General features: G+C 70.6%; 16 protein-coding genes. 8 read left to right on the top strand and 8 right to left on the bottom strand.

Annotated elements, in window-relative coordinates:
- Positions 1–40 precede the first annotated feature (40 nt).
- Complete coding sequence (locus BN159_RS34075) at positions 41–1,267, top strand: exo-beta-N-acetylmuramidase NamZ family protein (RefSeq protein WP_015661590.1); 1,227 nt, start codon at positions 41–43, stop codon at positions 1,265–1,267.
- A gap of 81 nt (positions 1,268–1,348) precedes the next feature.
- Complete coding sequence (locus BN159_RS34070; RefSeq protein WP_015661589.1) at positions 1,349–2,671, top strand: hypothetical protein; 1,323 nt, start codon at positions 1,349–1,351, stop codon at positions 2,669–2,671.
- Positions 2,672–2,704: 33 nt separating this feature from the next.
- Here BN159_RS34070 and BN159_RS34065 read toward each other — a convergent pair whose 3' ends face one another.
- The gene (locus tag BN159_RS34065; RefSeq protein WP_015661588.1) at positions 2,705–5,503 is read right to left on the bottom strand and encodes a penicillin acylase family protein; all 2,799 of its coding nucleotides are present in this window, start codon (positions 5,501–5,503) and stop codon (positions 2,705–2,707) included.
- A 244-nt stretch (positions 5,504–5,747) separates the two neighbouring features.
- Here BN159_RS34065 and BN159_RS34060 point away from each other — a divergent pair, with 244 nt between their 5' ends.
- Positions 5,748–6,353 carry a hypothetical protein gene (locus BN159_RS34060; RefSeq protein ID WP_015661587.1) on the top strand — a complete coding sequence of 202 codons (606 nt, stop codon included), beginning with the start codon at positions 5,748–5,750 and terminating at the stop codon, positions 6,351–6,353.
- Positions 6,354–6,513: 160 nt separating this feature from the next.
- Positions 6,514–7,233, top strand: a complete 720-nt coding sequence (locus tag BN159_RS34055) for a 3-keto-5-aminohexanoate cleavage protein (protein WP_015661586.1) — start codon at positions 6,514–6,516, stop codon at positions 7,231–7,233.
- Here BN159_RS34055 and soxR read toward each other — a convergent pair.
- Complete coding sequence (gene soxR, locus BN159_RS34050; RefSeq protein WP_015661585.1) at positions 7,230–7,700, bottom strand: redox-sensitive transcriptional activator SoxR; 471 nt, start codon at positions 7,698–7,700, stop codon at positions 7,230–7,232. The genes BN159_RS34055 and soxR overlap by 4 nt on opposite strands.
- 117 nt (positions 7,701–7,817) lie before the next feature.
- On the opposite strand from soxR, the gene BN159_RS34045 reads away from it, so the two are divergent.
- A complete protein-coding gene (locus tag BN159_RS34045; protein ID WP_015661584.1) occupies positions 7,818–8,279 on the top strand; it encodes a MaoC family dehydratase in 462 nt (153 codons plus the stop codon).
- Positions 8,280–8,301: 22 nt separating this feature from the next.
- Here the strand turns inward: BN159_RS34045 and BN159_RS34040 are convergent, their stop codons facing one another.
- The 3 genes from BN159_RS34040 to BN159_RS34030 form a co-directional block, all read right to left on the bottom strand.
- Complete coding sequence (locus BN159_RS34040) at positions 8,302–8,925, bottom strand: TetR/AcrR family transcriptional regulator (protein WP_015661583.1); 624 nt, start codon at positions 8,923–8,925, stop codon at positions 8,302–8,304.
- Between the two features lie 73 nt (positions 8,926–8,998).
- Entirely contained in the window at positions 8,999–9,244 is a 246-nt protein-coding gene (locus BN159_RS34035) for a YiaA/YiaB family inner membrane protein (RefSeq protein ID WP_015661582.1), read from the bottom strand.
- A gap of 61 nt (positions 9,245–9,305) precedes the next feature.
- Entirely contained in the window at positions 9,306–10,457 is a 1,152-nt protein-coding gene (locus tag BN159_RS34030) for an acyl-CoA dehydrogenase family protein (protein ID WP_015661581.1), read from the bottom strand.
- 77 nt (positions 10,458–10,534) lie between these two features.
- Here BN159_RS34030 and BN159_RS34025 point away from each other — a divergent pair, with 77 nt between their 5' ends.
- From BN159_RS34025 to BN159_RS34015, 3 genes are all read left to right on the top strand, one after another.
- Positions 10,535–11,176: a TetR/AcrR family transcriptional regulator gene (locus BN159_RS34025; RefSeq protein ID WP_041820234.1), complete on the top strand. Its 642-nt coding sequence runs from the start codon at positions 10,535–10,537 to the stop codon at positions 11,174–11,176.
- Between the two features lie 133 nt (positions 11,177–11,309).
- Entirely contained in the window at positions 11,310–12,020 is a 711-nt protein-coding gene (locus BN159_RS34020; RefSeq protein WP_041820231.1) for an ArsR/SmtB family transcription factor, read from the top strand.
- Positions 12,021–12,073: 53 nt separating this feature from the next.
- The gene (locus tag BN159_RS34015; RefSeq protein WP_015661577.1) at positions 12,074–13,036 is read left to right on the top strand and encodes a DMT family transporter; all 963 of its coding nucleotides are present in this window, start codon (positions 12,074–12,076) and stop codon (positions 13,034–13,036) included.
- Here the strand turns inward: BN159_RS34015 and BN159_RS34010 are convergent.
- The 3 genes from BN159_RS34010 to BN159_RS34000 all read right to left on the bottom strand — a co-directional run bounded on the left by BN159_RS34010 (position 13,033) and on the right by BN159_RS34000 (position 16,099).
- A complete protein-coding gene (locus BN159_RS34010; protein ID WP_015661576.1) occupies positions 13,033–14,115 on the bottom strand; it encodes a Zn-dependent alcohol dehydrogenase in 1,083 nt (360 codons plus the stop codon). The two genes, BN159_RS34015 and BN159_RS34010, sit on opposite strands and share 4 nt — an antisense overlap.
- A gap of 15 nt (positions 14,116–14,130) precedes the next feature.
- On the bottom strand, positions 14,131–15,516 hold the full coding sequence (locus tag BN159_RS34005) for an aldehyde dehydrogenase family protein (protein ID WP_015661575.1): 1,386 nt from the start codon (positions 15,514–15,516) through the stop codon (positions 14,131–14,133).
- A 127-nt stretch (positions 15,517–15,643) separates the two neighbouring features.
- Positions 15,644–16,099 (bottom strand): DUF3574 domain-containing protein, encoded by a 456-nt coding sequence (locus tag BN159_RS34000; protein WP_041820229.1) that lies wholly within the window; start codon positions 16,097–16,099, stop codon positions 15,644–15,646.
- Positions 16,100–16,104: the final 5 nt, after the last annotated feature.

The raw sequence follows: 16,104 nt of genomic DNA, 5'->3' as shown, positions 1-16,104 counted from the left end.
CTGCTTACGAACAACCGCAACAACCCCTACCGTGCCCTTCATGCGCTTTACGAGACGAACTCTCCTAGCCGCAACCCCGGCCCTCGCGGCCACCACAACCCCCGCAGCCGCCGCAGGCCACAAACTCCGAACCGGCTTCGAACGCCTCCAGTCCGACGGATACTCCGTACTGAACGGCCAGCGCGTAGGAATCGTCACCAACCCCACCGGCATCACCCGCACCGCCCGCCACATCGTCGACGTCATGCACGCGGACGAAAGGGTGGATCTCAGGGCCGTCTTCGGACCGGAACACGGCTTTCGGGGCACCGCCCAGGCAGGCGGCTCGGAGGGCCGTTACGACGACCCCGCCACCGGCCTCCCCGTCTACGACACGTACCTGAAGAGCGGTCAGCCCCTCGCCGACATCTTCACCGCCTCCGCCGTGGACACGATCCTCTTCGACATCCAGGACGTCGGCGCCCGCTTCTACACGTACATCTGGACCCTCTACGACTGCATGGAGGCGGCCCGGCTCGCCGGAAAGCGGGTGGTCGTACTGGACCGCCCCAACCCCGTCACCGGCCGCTCCGCCCAAGGACCCGTACTGCACAAGGAGTTCGCCACGTTCGTCGGCCGGCAACCGATCTCGCAGGCGCACGGGATGACGGTCGCCGAGCTGGCCCTGCTGTTCAACGGGGAGTTCCTCACCACGCCCGTCGACCTGGACACGGTCACGATGTCGGGCTGGCGGCGCTCGGAGTTCTACGACGCCGCGCATCTGCCCTGGGTGCCGCCGAGCCCGAACATGCCGACCCCGGACACGGCGCTGGTCTACTCGGGCACGTGTCTCTTCGAGGGCACCAACCTCTCCGAGGGCCGGGGCACCACGCGCCCCTTCGAACTCCTCGGCGCGGAGGGCATCGACGGCCGCTGGGCCGCCGAGGCCAACCGACTGGGACTGCCGGGAGTGCACTTCAGGGAGGCGTACTTCGCACCCACCTTCTCCAAGTTCCAGGGCAAGACCGTCGGCGGCGTCCAGATCCACGTCCATGACAGGGCGGCCTACGACCCCGTACGCACCGGCATCGGCCTGCTCGTGACCGCCAAGCAGATCTTCCCCGGCTTCACTTGGCGCTCCGACAACTGGATCGACAAGCTCACCGGGTCCACCCAGGTCCGCACGGCGATCGACGCGGGTGCGAGCACCGACGAGGTGGTCGAGGGCTGGCAGGACGAACTCGCCGCGTTCCGGCGGATTCGAAAGGAATACCTGCTCTACAGATGACCCGCGTCGTATGGCCAACTCTGCCCCGTGGCGGGACGATACGCCCACATCGCACCGCTACGGGGGACGAGGGGGCCTGTCATGGCACGACCGGAGTTGAGCGTATCTCCGTACTGGGAGCTGACCTTCGACGCGGACGGTGACCCCGACACCCGCTCCAGGGACCGGCTGTTCGCCGGGGTGGCCCAGCGCGGCGTGCACGATCTGCTGGTCTTCGCGCACGGCTGGAACGCCGACCGCTCCGGTGCGACCCGGCTCTACGACCGATTCTTCGCCCCGATCCCCCAACTCGCGCCGGGCGCCCAGATCGGATATGTCGGCGTGGTGTGGCCGTCGATGCGGTTCTCGGACGAACCGATCCCCGACTTCCCGCGCTCCGTCGCGGCCGACGCGCCCGCCCGTCCGGCGCTGGACAAGGACACCCGGCACGCGCTGCTGGAGACGTTCCCGGGGCGGGCCACGGTGATCGACCAGCTCGTCCGGCTGCTGGACCAGCAGTCGCGGGAGGAAGCCGAGCTGGAGGAGTTCGGGCGGCTGGTGCGGCTGCTGGTGGATCTGGTGCCGCCGGGCCCGCAGGCGCTGTTCGCGGCGGACACCCTGGCGGAGGGCGTGCCGCAGGACGAGCCGGAGATGTTCCGGGGGACGGCGGGCGAGATCTGCGAGGAATTCGGGCGTGCGCTGGCGCGGCTCCAGTCGCCGGAGGGTGCCCCGGACGCCTCCTTCTCGCTACCGAACCCCTGGGAGGGCGCGCACGAACTGCTGCGCCAGGCCACGTACTACGCGATGAAGCGGCGCGCGGGCACGGTGGGCGAGCGGGGGCTCGGGCGGGTGATCGGGCAGCTGGCGGCGCGCGCCCCGGAGGTGCGGGTGCACCTGCTCGGGCACAGCTTCGGCGGGCGGCTGGTGTCGTTCGCGCTGCGCGGGCTGCCCGAGGGAGTGCACACGGTGAAGTCCGTGACCCTCCTCCAAGGGGCCTTCTCGCACTACGCGTTCTCCGCGCGGCTGCCGCACGACCCGCGCGCGGGCGGTGTGCTCCAGGGGCAGCACAACCGCATCGACGGGCCGCTGGTGTGCTGCTTCTCCAAGCACGACGACGCCCTGGGCACCATGTACCCGCTGGCGTCCCGGATGGCGGGCCATGACCGGGAGTTCCACGAGCTGAGCATCGGCGGGGCGCTGGGCGCCAAGTGGGGCGCGATGGGCTTCGACGGGGTGCAGGCGGTGCCCGGCACCAAGAACCTGAAGCTGGCCGACGCGCTGCGCGGTCCGCTGCCCGCGAAGGGGTGCGTGAACGTCGACGCGGCGGCGGTGGTACGGCGCGGCGGGCCGCCCGCCGGGGCGCACAGCGACATCGTGCACCGGGAGCTGGCCCAACTGGTGCTGGCGGCGGGCCGCGTGCACTGACCCGCCGCCAACTTCCCTGTCTTTTGTGGCTCCTTACCGGTGTGAGGTGAACTCCACGACCTGCTGATAGGTCGGCCGGTTCTGCCAGCTGATCCTGGCGTGGTTGATGCCGCCGAGCGGGCGCTGCACGATCGAGTCCGCGCACCACTGGTCGCCCGCGGAGCAGCCGCCCGCGTCGCCCGGGTAGACCTGGGCGGGAGTCTTGCCCACAGCCGTCTTCAGAGTGCTGATCAGGCTGTCCCGGCAGGCGCTCAGACTGCCGCCGCCGCAGTACTCGCGGGCCAGCGGCCCTTGCACGGACTCACCGAGCACCGACCGCAGATCCTTGTCCACGTAGCTCCACCAGCCGTACTGGAAGGAGCTGCCCGCGTGGGCGCCGGTCGGTCCGTGGGCGGCCGAAGGGGCCTCGTCGACCGGCAGGTTGTTCGTGAACGCGGTGAACAGCTCGCTGCCGAGGCCCGGTTCGAACTCGTCCCGTACCAACAGCGGCCACCAGGCGTCCAGGACGCGGATGGCGTCGGCGTGGGCGTACGTCTTCGATCCGGCCGAGGTCTCCGTGCGCTTGGCGCCCGCGGTGACCCACGCGGACAGCTTGTCGACGGCCGCCTTCGCCGCCGTGTCGGTCACCGGGGAGCTGTTGACGACCTTCAGCAGGTCCGGCAGGACGTCCTCGGCGCGCAGATCGGCGAGCCCGGCCTCGGCCATCGCCTTCACCAGGGCCGCCCGGGTCACCCCGCCCTGGGTGACCAGCTTCCTCACCCGGTCGTCGAGGAGGTTCCCGCGGTGGACGGAGCCGTCGCCCCAGGGGGCGGTGGTGTAGTCCTCGGCCTGCTTGTTGTTCCAGGAGACGTAGTAGTCCTGGTCGGTCGAGTTGGGGTGGGCCGAGGGCGGGGTGTAGTCGGCGGTGTTCGTCGCCGGGTTCCAGTTCCGCCACTCGTACGACGGCTGTGCCCACACCGGGAACTCGGCGTCGACGCCGGTCGCGCGCACCGGGTTGTCGCCGCTGTTGTAGTAGGCGGTGTGCTCGGAGTCGACGTAGAACCAGTTGAAGGTGAAGTTGATGTGCTGCACCGCCGTCCGGAAGGTCTCGGGGCTCTTGAGGTAGTCGGGGTCGTTGAGCATCTGGAAGCCGATGATCGAGTCGGCCTCGTGCAGGAAGGACGAGCGCAGGGTGGTGTAGGCGACCCGTTTGCCGTCGACGGTCGCGCGGTGCGAGACGGGTCCGTACTTCGTCCGCCAGACCCGCATCGTGTACGCACCGGCCGGGGTGTCGTCGGCCGTGGTCGGTTTCCAGGCGTTCTTCTGCTCGATCTTCTCCATCGCGGTGCAGGTGCCCCGGTACAGATAGTGGTGGTCGTCCTGGCACAGCTCGACGGCGTAGGTGTCGATGATGTCCTGTCCTGAAGTGGTCGCGCTCCAGGAGTAGTCCTGGCCGCGGCCGAGTTCGACGTACATGCTCAGACCCGCGAAGGAGGCGCCGCGGGCGCTGATGCCCGGGCCCTGGATCTCCTGGAGGAGAAGCAACTGGGGTGCGAAGTAGCCGGTCTGCGGACCGAAGACGGCGACCGGGTGGCCACTGGCGGTGTGTTCCCCGCCGACCACCAGGGCGTTGGACATTCCCCGCCTGGCCGAGCTCATGGCCACCTCGGCCGCCGTTGCCGAGGTGGCGGCCGCGGTCTCGGTGGCCGCGCTGCCCGTACGGTCGTACACCAGGGGTTCGCCGGTCACGGAGCCGTCGTCGGGCAGCGCCGTGCCCTGCGGGTCCGCGGGCTTCTCGGCGTACGGGAAGCTCTTGTCCTGGACGGTGACGACCGCCTCGGGGTCGTTGCGCATCCGGAAGGACTCCCAGACCTCGGTGCCCGCGGCGACGCCGTACTTCTCCTGGGCGGCGATCAGCGAGATCGCGTTGTTCACCTCGCCGCCGCCCCCGGAGCCGAACAGGGCGCCGATGACGGAGGCGAGCGCGACCAGGTCGGTGGGTTTGAAGTGCTCGATGGTGCCGGCGTTGGTGATGGAGTCCTTGTGGCCGGTCAGGACGTACTCGCCGGGGAAGTAGCGGCCGCTGTCGGAGGCGTCGATGTAGGCGTTGATCCCGGCGACGTAGGCGTTGACGTCGGCGAGAGCCTGCTGTCCGCGGGCGCCGTTCTTGGCGACCGCGCTGTCGATCTGGGCCTGGAGGTCGGCCTCGGTGTAGGGCGCGTGGCGCCAGAACTCCTGCTCCAGGCCCTGGTTGGCGGGGTCGCCGCCGGCGAAGGAGGTGAGCTGTCCGCGGCCGACGTGCCGGAAGACGTCCATGAGCCACAGCCGGTCCTCGGCCGCCGCGTAACCGGCGCCGAACTCCGTGCCGTACCGGGTGGTGCCCGTGATGTGCGGCACACCCGTCTTCTTGTCCCGGACGATCGTCACATCGCTGCGGCCGGCGGGCCGGACGGTGGAGGCGACTTGATCGGCGGGTACCCCGAACGAGGCGTCGTTGAAGAAGTTGGTGATCGTCGCGTTGGTCAGGGACGGGTGGCCCGTGGCGAGGTTGGCGTACGGTCCGAGCTGGTCGGAGGCGTGCGCGGGCATCGATCCGAAGGCCTGGTTGAGCAGGATCTGGGCCAGCGTGGCGTTGCCGTTCTCGCCGGGCGGCAGGATGTCGGAGCACTGGTTTCCGCAGTGATCGGTCACCGCCGCGGTCCCCGTGTCGGCCGCCTGGGCGGCGACCGCCGGGGAAAGCGGAGACAAAAGACCGGCAATGAGCGCGCATACGGATGCCGTCTTCAGGAACCCGGGGAATCTGCCGGGAGTTCTCAGTCTGTCGAGCGCGGTGCGGGGGATGCGCCGTGGCATGGCAGCTCCTACCGACGGGGGTGGGCCGGACGTTACCGGCGGTATCCCCGGGATCGAAGGTGAACATGCGTCACTTTCCAGGGCCTTGAGGGAGGTGCACGGGCCGGCTGATGGGGGCCACCGGAAATCGGATGGAGCCGAATCGCGTGTCGATACGTCTATTCGTCAACGTCGTACGCAGTCCCGTACGGCGTTCGCCGAAGTGACCGAAGTACAGGTGCAGGTGTGACGGAGGTGCAGGGCGATGGCCGGTTTCCGGAGTCTGGCGAGACAGGTGCGAGACCCACGCTGCGATCTTGCGCTGCGGCGCTATTCGCTGCGCAAGTGCCTTGAGCGATTCGCCCCTTACGGGCACAGGGCGACCTGGGACCACTTGTGCTCCCGGGCGGGGTTCGGGCCCGAGGACCGCTCCCCCGATCCGGCGCGGCTCGTGGCCGCGTTGGACGAGCTGGAGGAGGCTCGGTCCGTCTGGCTCGCCTATGAGGTGGAGTTCGCCCACCGCCGCAAGAAGGAGAAGCACGACGGGCTGCGCCGGCCGGGGAGTGTCGACGACTGGCACCGGCTGACCTGGGGCGGATTCGGAGTGGCGTGGTGCGACGACCCGCGGGTACACCCCCGTGAGCCGCTGGCCGAGGTGCTGCGCAGGCTGATCTCCGCGTTGGAGCACGAACCGGGTTCGGGCTGCCCTGTGTGTGGTGGGGCTCGGCTGGCCTGGAAGTACGACCTGGCCCATGAGCCGTCCTCGGGGCCGGTGTGCGCGGACTGCGGGATTGTGGTGCCGCGGCCTGTGTTGACGCCGGAGGCGTTTGGCGCTGCGCGGCGGGAGCGGCGGCTGTTGATTTCGGCTTAGCGTTCAGCCGGCTGCGGGTCGGTGGGGGCTTGTCGCGCAGTTCCCCGCGCCCCTTAAGGGAGTTGGCGCGCGGCGGAGCTTCATAGCGCCGCTTGTACCACCGGGGGTGCGCTGGGGATGCCGCACCCCCCTCATGAGATGCGCTGGCAATAATCTCTGCATGGTGCAGGTCTGTCTGAACGGGGCCCGAGGGGCCGCCGACGGTGCGGTGGTTCCGCTTACTCCTGAGGCTCTGGCCGAGTCCGCGGCGGAGGCTGTGGCTGCCGGTGCCACGGACGTTCATGTTCATCCCAAGACACCCTGTGGTCAGGACAGTCTCTCCCCGCGCGTGGTCGCGGCGACGCTGGAGGCGATCCGGGCCCGGGTATCGGTGCCGGTCGGCGTGACCACGGGTGCCTGGGCCGAGCCGGATCCGGCGGTACGGGTGTCACGTATCCAGGATTGGACCGTGCTCCCGGATCACGCCTCGGTCAACTGGCACGAGCCCGGCGCGGAGGACGTGGCCGCTGCGCTGATCGACCGGGGTGTGGGCGTGGAGGCCGGTGTCTGGTCGGGCACGGACGGGGCGGCGCGCTTCGGCCGTTCCGCGCTCGGGCCGAAGGTGCTCCGGGTGTTGGCGGAGGTGACGGACACCGCGCCGGAGACCGCCGAGCGCACTGCGCAGGCCCTGCTGAGCGAGCTGGGAGGGGCCTTCGGGCGGCCTGTGCTGCTGCACGGCGAGGACGGCGGGGCCTGGCCGGTGCTGCGGCTGGCGGGGCGGCTGAGTCTGGCCACCAGGGTGGGGCTGGAGGACATGCTGTTCCTGCCGGGCGGCGAACGGGCGCTGTCGAACGCCCAGTTGGTGACGATGGCCCTCACCGTGCGGCGTGCACCCGGCTAGCCGGTCGTGCGTTTGCGTTCCACCAGGAGGCGGGAGCCGCTCAGGCGCTCACCGAAGGCGTCGTCCGGGTTGGACAGGACGCAGGTGTCCAGGGAGAGGCAGCCACAGCCGATGCAGTCGGTGAGGTGGTCACGGAGGCGGTTCAACTGGGTGATGCGTTCGTCCAGTTCGGCACGCCAGGCCTCCGATAGGCGGGCCCAGTCCTCGTGGGTGGGCGTGCGTTCCTCGGGGAGTTCGGCCAGCGCCTCGCGGATCGTGGCCAGGGGAATGCCCACGCGCTGCGCGGCCCGGATGAAGGCGACCCGCCGCAGCGTGTCCCTGCCGTACCGGCGCTGGTTGCCCGCCGTGCGGCGACTGCCGATCAGGCCCTTCGCCTCGTAGAAGTGCAGCGCCGAGACGGCGGCACCGCTGCGTGCGGCGAGCTGGCCGACGGTGAGCTCATGGATCTTCTCGGGAATCTTGGGCACCCCTCGAAGCCTACCTACCCCGATCGCCCACCCCGATCGCCTGCCAAGGTCCGTTGACAGCGGGCCCTCGCCCGACCATGCTAAGCAGTCGCTTAGAGTTTGGGAGGAGCCAGGGACATGGCAGAACCGAGGAGCTTCACCTCCGTCGACGAGCTGAAGGCGGCGGTCGGCGAGCAGCTGGGCCACACCGACTGGCTGGAGGTCGACCAGAAGCGGATCGATCTGTTCGCCGAGGCGACCGGGGACCACCAGTGGATCCACGTCGACCCCGAGAAGGCCGCCGCCGGACCGTTCGGGACGACGATCGCCCACGGCTATCTCACCCTGTCGCTGCTGCCCCTCTTCGGACCGCAGTTGATCAGCGTCGAGGGCGTGCGGATGGGCGTCAACTACGGCACGAACAAGGTCCGCTTCCCGGCCCCGGTCCCGGTCGGCTCACGGCTGCGCGCCACCGGGACGATCACGGGCGTGGACGACGTCACCGGCGGTGTGCAGGTGACGGTCGCGTTCACGGTGGAGCGCGAGGGTGGCGACAAGCCCGTCTGCGTCGCCGAATCCGTCTCGCGCTACTACCTGTAGGACACCGCGGGACGCCGTAGGACTACTTCGCCGCGACCATCCGCAGTACGAGGTCGGCGTACAGCTCGCCGACCTCGTCCGGTGTCCAGGGTCCGTCGACGCTGAACCAGCGGGCCACGTCGACGCAGAGCGACAGTACGGCGAGGGTGGTGCCCTGGACGTCCCGCACCTCGAACTCGCCGGACGCCACCCCGTCCTCGATGATCCCGCGCACCACGGCGTCGACCTGCCGCCTGAGCCCGACGATCTCGGCGCGCGCCTCGGGTCCGAGCGAGTCCAGCTCGTACTGCACCACCCGCGCGGTGGTGCGGCCCCCCGCGTGCCAGCGGACGAAGGAACTCACCGCGTCCGCGAGCCGCTCGGCAGCGCTGCCCTCGCGGGCCGACGCCGTACGGAGGATCTCCAGCGCCTTCTCGTGGCCGATCCGGCTGATGCGGTGGAGCAGCTCTTCCTTGGTCTTGTAGTGGATGTAGAGCGCGGCCGGGCTCATCCCGGCCCGGCCCGCGATGTCACGGGTCGTCGTGGCGTGGTAGCCGCGCTCGGCGAAGGCCTCCACCGCGGCGATCAGCAACCGTCGGGCCGCGTCGGGCGTGACCTCGCCCCACCCCGACCCCTCGCCGCCGGCCGTCTCCTCCGCCGTACTCATCGCTTGCTCGCCCCTTCCGATGACAGGGTCACCACCATACCGCCGACAGTGAGCGAGCGCTTAGTGCGGCCGCTCAGAGCTTCTCGAAGGGGCTGTAGGAGCGTGCCGACGCCGCTTCCTGGCGGTCGCGGATGACCTTGGCGAGGGTGAAGGCGGAGGTGACCAGGTAGAGGACGGCGACGCCGAGGAAGGCGCGGACCCAGGGGTCGGCCTCCAGCTGGTAGATGCCGATGGCGGTGGCCGCCATGGCGACCGCGAAGGAGGCGACGGACTGGCCGTAGAAGGCGGCCGTGTTCTGCTGCTTGGGTGTGTCACTCATGGGGACATGATTCGGCGGACGTGGGCCGCGCCACATCCGTCAACATACTCAGCCGTCGTACTCAGAACGCCGAAACCCCGGTCAGCGCACGGCCGATGACGAGCTTCTGGATCTGGCTGGTGCCCTCGTAGAGGGTCATCACGCGGGCGTCGCGCAGCAGCTTGCCGGCCGGGTACTCGTCGATGTAGCCGTAGCCGCCGAAGACCTGGAGGGCGTTGTTGGCGGCGCGCACGGCGGCCTCGGAGGCGAACAGCTTGGCCTTGGAGGACTCGGTGGCGAACGGCTGCCCGCGGTCGATCAGATCGGCGACCCGCCAGGTCAGCAGCCGCGCCGCGTCGACGTCCACGGCTATGTCGCTGATCAGCTCCTGTACGAGCTGGTGGTGGGCGATGGTCTTCCCGAACTGCTCCCGCTCCCCCGCGTACTTCACGGCGACGTCCAGCGCGGCCTGGGTGAGGCCCACACAGCCCGCCGCCACCGACATCCGCCCCTTGGCCAGCGCCGACATGGCCACGGAGAAACCCCTCCCCTCCTCGCCGAGCAGCGCGGAGGCCGGCACGCGCACGTCCTCCAGCACGAGTTCGGCGGTGGCCTGGCCGCGCAGGCCGAGCTTGCCGTGGATCGTGCGGCGGGTCAGGCCGGGGGTGTCGGTGGGGACCAGGAAGGCGGAGACGCCCTTGTGGCCGGGGGCGTCGGTGGAGCGTGCGAAGAGCAGCACGACGTCGGCCCAAGTGCCGTTGGTGATGAACATCTTGGTGCCGTTGATGACGTAGTCACCGCCGTCGCGGACCGCGCGGGTGGCGAGGTTGCCCGCGTCGGAGCCGGTGCCGGGCTCGGTGAGACCGAAGCAGCCGACGAGCTCCCCGGCGGTCAGCCCCGGCAGCCACTGCCGCTTCTGCTCCTCGCTGCCCCAGCTCGCGATCGTCTTGGCGACGAGCCCGAGGGAGACGGAGACGATGCCGCGGACGGAGGAGTCACCGCGGCCCAGCTCCTCGGTCACCAGGCAGTACGCGAGGTGGTCACCGCCGGATCCGCCGTACTCCTCGGCCACGGTCAGGCCCAGGAAGCCGACCTCGCCGAGCTTCTTCACGATGCCCCGGTCGACCTCCTCGGCGCGGTCCCAGGCGACGACGTGCGGGGCGATCTCGCGGGCCACGAAGTCCCGGGCGAGCTGCCGTACGGCGGTCTGCTCCTCGCTGAGCTCCAGGTTCATACCGAGTCACCCCAATTGAATGCCGTACATTTAAATTAGCACTGCTAGTTTCAAGTCGCAGCCCTACTATGTGCGCCATGGCCCGACCGCGCAAGCCCCTGCTCAGCACCGACCGGATCGTCGAGACGGCACGGGTGCTCGTGGACACGGAGGGCCTCGCGGCCGTCTCCACCCGGCGTCTCGCGGCGGAGTTGGGGGTCAGCGGGCCGTCGCTCTACAACCACTTCCGGACCAAGGACCAGATCCTGGAGGCGGTCGCGGACTCGGTGAGCGCGCAGGTCGATCTGTCGATGTTCGAGGACGGGCGGGACTGGCGTACCGCGCTGCACGACTGGGCCGTGTCCTATCGGGCGGCCCTGCGGGACCACCCGAACATCGTGCCGGTGCTGGCGCGCGGGCCGGGGCGGCGGCCCGCGGCCCTGCGGCTCGCTGACGCCGTGTACGGGGCGATGGTGGCTGCGGGGTGGCCTGCGGCCCAGGCCACGTCCATCGGGGCGTTGATGCGGTACTTCATCATGGGGTCCGCGTTGGGGTCGTTCGCCGGGGGATTTGTCGACGATGTGAGTGCGTACGATCCTGCGGACTATCCGCATTTGGGGCAGGCGCATCTTCTTGCCGAGCGGCAGGAGAAGATCGATGAGCGGGCCTTTGAGACGGGGCTTGCCGCGTTGCTGGATGGGCTGGAGCGGCAGTACGAAGGGGTTGTTCGGTCGTCTTGATCTGACGGTCGGTGGGGGCTGGTCGCGCCCACGCGGCGGAGACGCAAATCGATACAGCCCCGCGCCCCTGAGCAAACCTTCCTGGACGATAGTTCGGCTGTTACCGAAGTGTTCGGGGGCCATCCTGGGTGGCATGACCGATCGCGATCCTCGCGCACCCCACCTCGCCCGCCTTGCCGCCCTGATCGCCGATGAGACTCGGGCCGTCTGTCTGCTCGCCTTGCTCGACGGGCGGGCCTGGACCGCCGGGGAGTTGGCTCGGCATGCCGGGGTTGCCGCCTCTACCGTCAGTGAGCATCTGGGGAAGCTTGTCGCCGGTGGGCTGCTTGTCGAGGAGCGGCAGGGGCGGCATCGGTATGTGCGGCTTGCCGATGCTCGGGCGGCTCAGCTGGTGGAGGATCTTGCCGCGCAAGTGGCGCCGCAGGACGTCGTACGGCCTCAAGGGCTGCGGCAGTCCAGTGCGGGGTCGGCCATGGCTCGGGGGCGGACCTGTTACGACCATCTCGCCGGGCGGCTCGGAATCGCGGTGACCGACGCGTTCGCCGAGCGCGGGCTGTTGCGGCAGGACACCGGGTTCGCGCTGACCGACGCGGGGGTGGCGTGGTTCGACTCCGTCGGGATCCCCCTGGAGCGGGCCGGTCGGCGGCCACTGGCGCGTGGCTGTCTCGACTGGACCGAGCGGCGGCCTCATCTGGCCGGGGTCGCGGGTGCGGCCGTGTGCCGGCACGCGCTCGACGCCGGATGGTGTGTGCGAATCGGGTCCGAGCGGGCGGTGAAGGTGACGGCTGCCGGGGAACGGGCGCTGTCCGAGCTGCTCGGCATCCGGGCCGAGGCCTTTGCGTGACGTCCAAAATCCGCGAGACCTCAGGCCCTGTCCTTCCTAGCCTCTGGAGCATGATGAACCCCCGCCGTACCGATCTGCTCGCCGCCGGTGCCGCCACAGTCAGTGTCGTGCTGTGGGCCTCCGCCTTCGTCTCGATCCGCAGCGCGGGTGCCGAGTACTCGCCGGGCGCGCTGGCGCTGGGGCGGCTGCTGGCCGGGGTGCTGGTGCTCGGGGTCATCTGTGTCGTACGGCGGGAGGGGTGGCCCCCGCGGTCGGCGTGGCGCGGAATCCTGATATCCGGGCTGCTCTGGTTCGGGTTCTACATGGTCGCCCTGAACTGGGGCGAGCAACAGGTCGACGCGGGTACGGCGGCCCTGGTGGTGAACATCGGGCCGATCCTCGTCGCGCTGCTCGGCGCGCGGCTGCTCGGCGACGCGATGCCGCCGCGGCTGCTGGCGGGCATGGCGGTGTCGTTCGCGGGGGCGGTGGCCGTGGGGCTCTCGATGTCCGGTGGGGGCGGGTCCTCGCTGCTCGGGGTGGTGCTGTGTCTGCTGGCCGCGGTCGGGTACGCCGGGGGTGTCGTGGCGCAGAAGCCCGCGCTGGCCCAGGCGAGCGCGCTCCAGGTGACGACGTTCGGGTGCCTGGTGGGTGCGGTGGCCTGTCTGCCGTTCGCCGGGCAGTTGGTCACGGAGGCGGCAGAGGCGCCGGTGTCGGCCACGCTGAACATGGTCTATCTGGGCGTCTTTCCCACCGCGCTCGCCTTTACGACCTGGGCGTACGCCCTCGCCCGGACAACCGCCGGCCGGATGGGGGCGACGACGTACGCGGTGCCCGCGCTGGTGGTGCTGATGTCCTGGCTGGCGCTGGGTGAGGTGCCCGGGGTGCTGACTCTCGCGGGCGGGGCGCTGTGCCTGCTGGGGGTGGCGGTGTCGAGGTCGCGGCCGTCGGTGAAGGCGGGTGGGGATGGGGATGGGGGCGGATCCCCCATCCCCACAGCTGAACGGCCCGCGTCGTCCGGTGCCGGACGCGCCGACTAGAACGTCACCAGCGCCCGGCCGCCCTTGCCCGCCAGCATGTTCTCGAACGCCGCCGGGATGCCCTCAAGGCCGATCCGTTCCGTCACCAGCATCGCCAGGTCCAAGCGGCCCGCGCGGACGTGTTCCGCGAGGATCGGGACGTCGCGCGCGGGGTCGGTGTTGCCGTAGACGCAGCCGGACAGGGTGCGGCCCCAGTGGAAGATCTCCAGGGCGTTGAAGGTGACCTGCTGGTCCTTGCCGCCGATACCGACGACCGTCGTACGACCGCCGCGACGGGTGGAGTCCCAGGCCGTACGGATGGTGGTGGCGCGGCCCACGCACTCGATGGCCACGTCCACGCCCTGCTTGCCGGTGAGTGCGCGGATCTCGCGGGCCGTGTTCTCCGAGGCGATCACATAGTCGGTGGCACCGGCCGCGCGGGCCAGCTCCTCCTTCGCCGGGGAGACGTCCACCGCGACGATCCGCGAGGCGCCGGCGATCCGGGCCGACTGGAGCGCGGCCAGGCCCACTCCGCCGACGCCATAGACGGCGACCGTCTCGCCCTCGCGGACCTGTGCCGAGTGATGGACGGCGCCGTAGCCGGTGAGGACGGCGCAGCCCAGCAGGGCCGCCTCGGTGAGCGGGACGCCGTCGGGGGCGGGCAGGACACAGGACGCGGAGACGACCGTCTCCTCGGCGAACGCGGCGACGTTCAGGCCGGGGTGGAGGTCGGTGCCGTCGGAGGCGCGGTGGGCGTAGACGTCTGCGGCGCCGTTCATGGCGTTGGCGCACAGCCACACCTCGCCGAGCGCGCAGGCGGGGCAACTGCCGCAGGACGGGGCCCAGTTGAGGACGACCTCGGCGCCGGGGGCGATGTGGGTGACGCCCTCGCCGACCGCGGTCACCGTGCCCGCACCCTCGTGGCCGAGGACCGCGGGGACAGGCACCCGCATGGTGCCGTTGGACAGGGACAGGTCGGAGTGGCAGACGCCCGCGGCGGCGAGCCGGACCCGGACCTGGCCGGGGCCGGGGTCCGGGAGGTCGATCTCGGCGATCTCCAGCGGAGCGCCCACGGCGGGCAGGACAGCGGCGCGAACCATGGGTGGTGAACTCCTCTAGAACTGGAGGGACTTGGTCTGGAGGTACTCGGCGAGCCCGTGCGCGCCGAGTTCCCGGCCGACGCCGGACTGCTTGTAGCCGCCGAAGGGGGCGAGGGGGTTGAAGCGGCCGCCGTTGATGTCGACCTGGCCGGTCTCCATGCGGCGCGCGAAGGCGACCGCCTCGGGCTCGGTGCCCCAGACGGCGCCGGCGAGGCCGTAGACGGTGCCGTTGGCGATGCGCAGGGCGTCGTCCTCATCCTCGTACCGGAGGATCGACAGGACCGGTCCGAAGATCTCCTCCTGCGCGATCGTCATCTCGGGGGTGACGTCTGCGAAGACCGTCGGGCTGACGAAGTAGCCCTGCTCGCGCGCGGATTCGGTGCCGCCCGCGACCAGGCGGGCGCCCTCGGCGACGCCCTTGTCGATGTAGCCGCGCACCCGCTCCCGCTGCCGGGCGTTGACCACCGGGCCGATGCGCTCGCCGTACTTCGCGGCGGCGGCCTCGGCGAGGGCGACGGCCTCGTCGTACTGGGAGGTGTGCACGAGCATGCGGGTCCAGGCACTGCACGTCTGGCCGGAGTTGGACATGACGTTGGCGACGCCGACGTTGACCGCCTTGGCGAGGTCGGCGCTCGGGAGGATCACGTTGGCGGACTTGCCGCCGAGTTCCAGGGCGACCTTCTTGACGGCGGCGCCGGCCACGGCGGCGATCTGCCTGCCGACGGCGGTGGAGCCGGTGAAGGAGACCAGGTCGACGCCCGGGTGCTCGACGAGGGCCTGGCCCGCGATCCGGCCGAGGCCGGTGACCAGGTTGAAGACGCCCGCCGGGATCCCGGCCTCGTGCACCGCCTCGGCGAAGAGCTGGGCGGTCAGCGGGGTGTCCTCGGCGGGCTTCAGGACGATCGTGCAGCCTGCCGCGAGCGCGGGGCCGACCTTGGCGACGATCTGGTGCAGCGGGTAGTTCCAGGGGGTGATCGCGCCGACGACGCCGATCGGCTCGTGCAGGACGGTGGAGTTGCCCACCTTCTCCTCGAAGGCGTACGTCGCGGCGAGCTCGGCGTAGGAGGCGGCGACCGCGATCGGCACGGAGGCGTGGACCGCCTGCGAGAAGGCGAGGGGCGAGCCGAGTTCCGCGGTGACCGTCTCGGCGATCTCGTCCTTGCGGGCGGCGAGGACGTTGTGCAGGGCGGTGAGGCGGGCGGCGCGCTCGGCCGGTGGGGTTGCGGCCCACCCGCCGAGGGCGGTGCGCGCGGCGCGTACGGCGGTGTCGACGTCTTCGGCGGTGCCGGCCGGGATTTGGGCGATGACCTGTTCGTCGGTCGGGTTGACTACGTCGATCGAGGGCCGGTCGGCGGCGGGGTGCCAGGCTCCGTCGATATAGAAGCCGTCGTGTGCCTTCATCAGGGTCCTTCCGGGCCATGTGCGTCTTAGGGAGTCATCCAACCGCAGACCTAAACTAGCGCCGTTAGTTTTGGTTCACCAGGTGGTCCCCGCATGGCACAGCTCACCCCGACCACCCGGAAGGGGCTCAGAAGTCGACTCTCGCCCTGTCGTCCACCCTCCCCACCGACTCCTGGGCGAACTCCTTCTCGTAGGCGCGGCGGATGTCCTCGATCTTGCGGTCGTTCGAAGCGGCCTGCGCGACCGGGTACAGAAGGATCAGCTCGTAGGACCGCTCCTTCTCGATCGTGCCGCTCGCGTCGCGCCACTGGCCGCGGCCGGTCTGCACGGTGAGGCCGTCCGGGAAGTCGGGGGTGACCTCCTCGTCGACGAAGGTCATGAACTGTTCGTCGGTGACGGCCGGTCCCCCGTCGGGGCGTTCGGTGCCGAAGAAGAGCTGGGTCTCGATGTAGGGCTCGCCGCGCTGCGGGACGGTGGCGGCCGCACCGTCGTCGAGGGTGGCGTACGCGGTCGGCGCGGCCACGGCGAGCAGGAGGCCGGCGGTCACCAGAACGGCTCGGCCACGGGTCGGGCCGGGGGTCATGGGGA

Origin of the sequence: Streptomyces davaonensis JCM 4913, assembly GCF_000349325.1 — a bacterium.
In the GTDB taxonomy this organism is placed as follows: Bacteria; Actinomycetota; Actinomycetes; order Streptomycetales; family Streptomycetaceae; genus Streptomyces; species Streptomyces davaonensis.
This window is presented reverse-complemented; position numbering and strand designations above follow the sequence as displayed.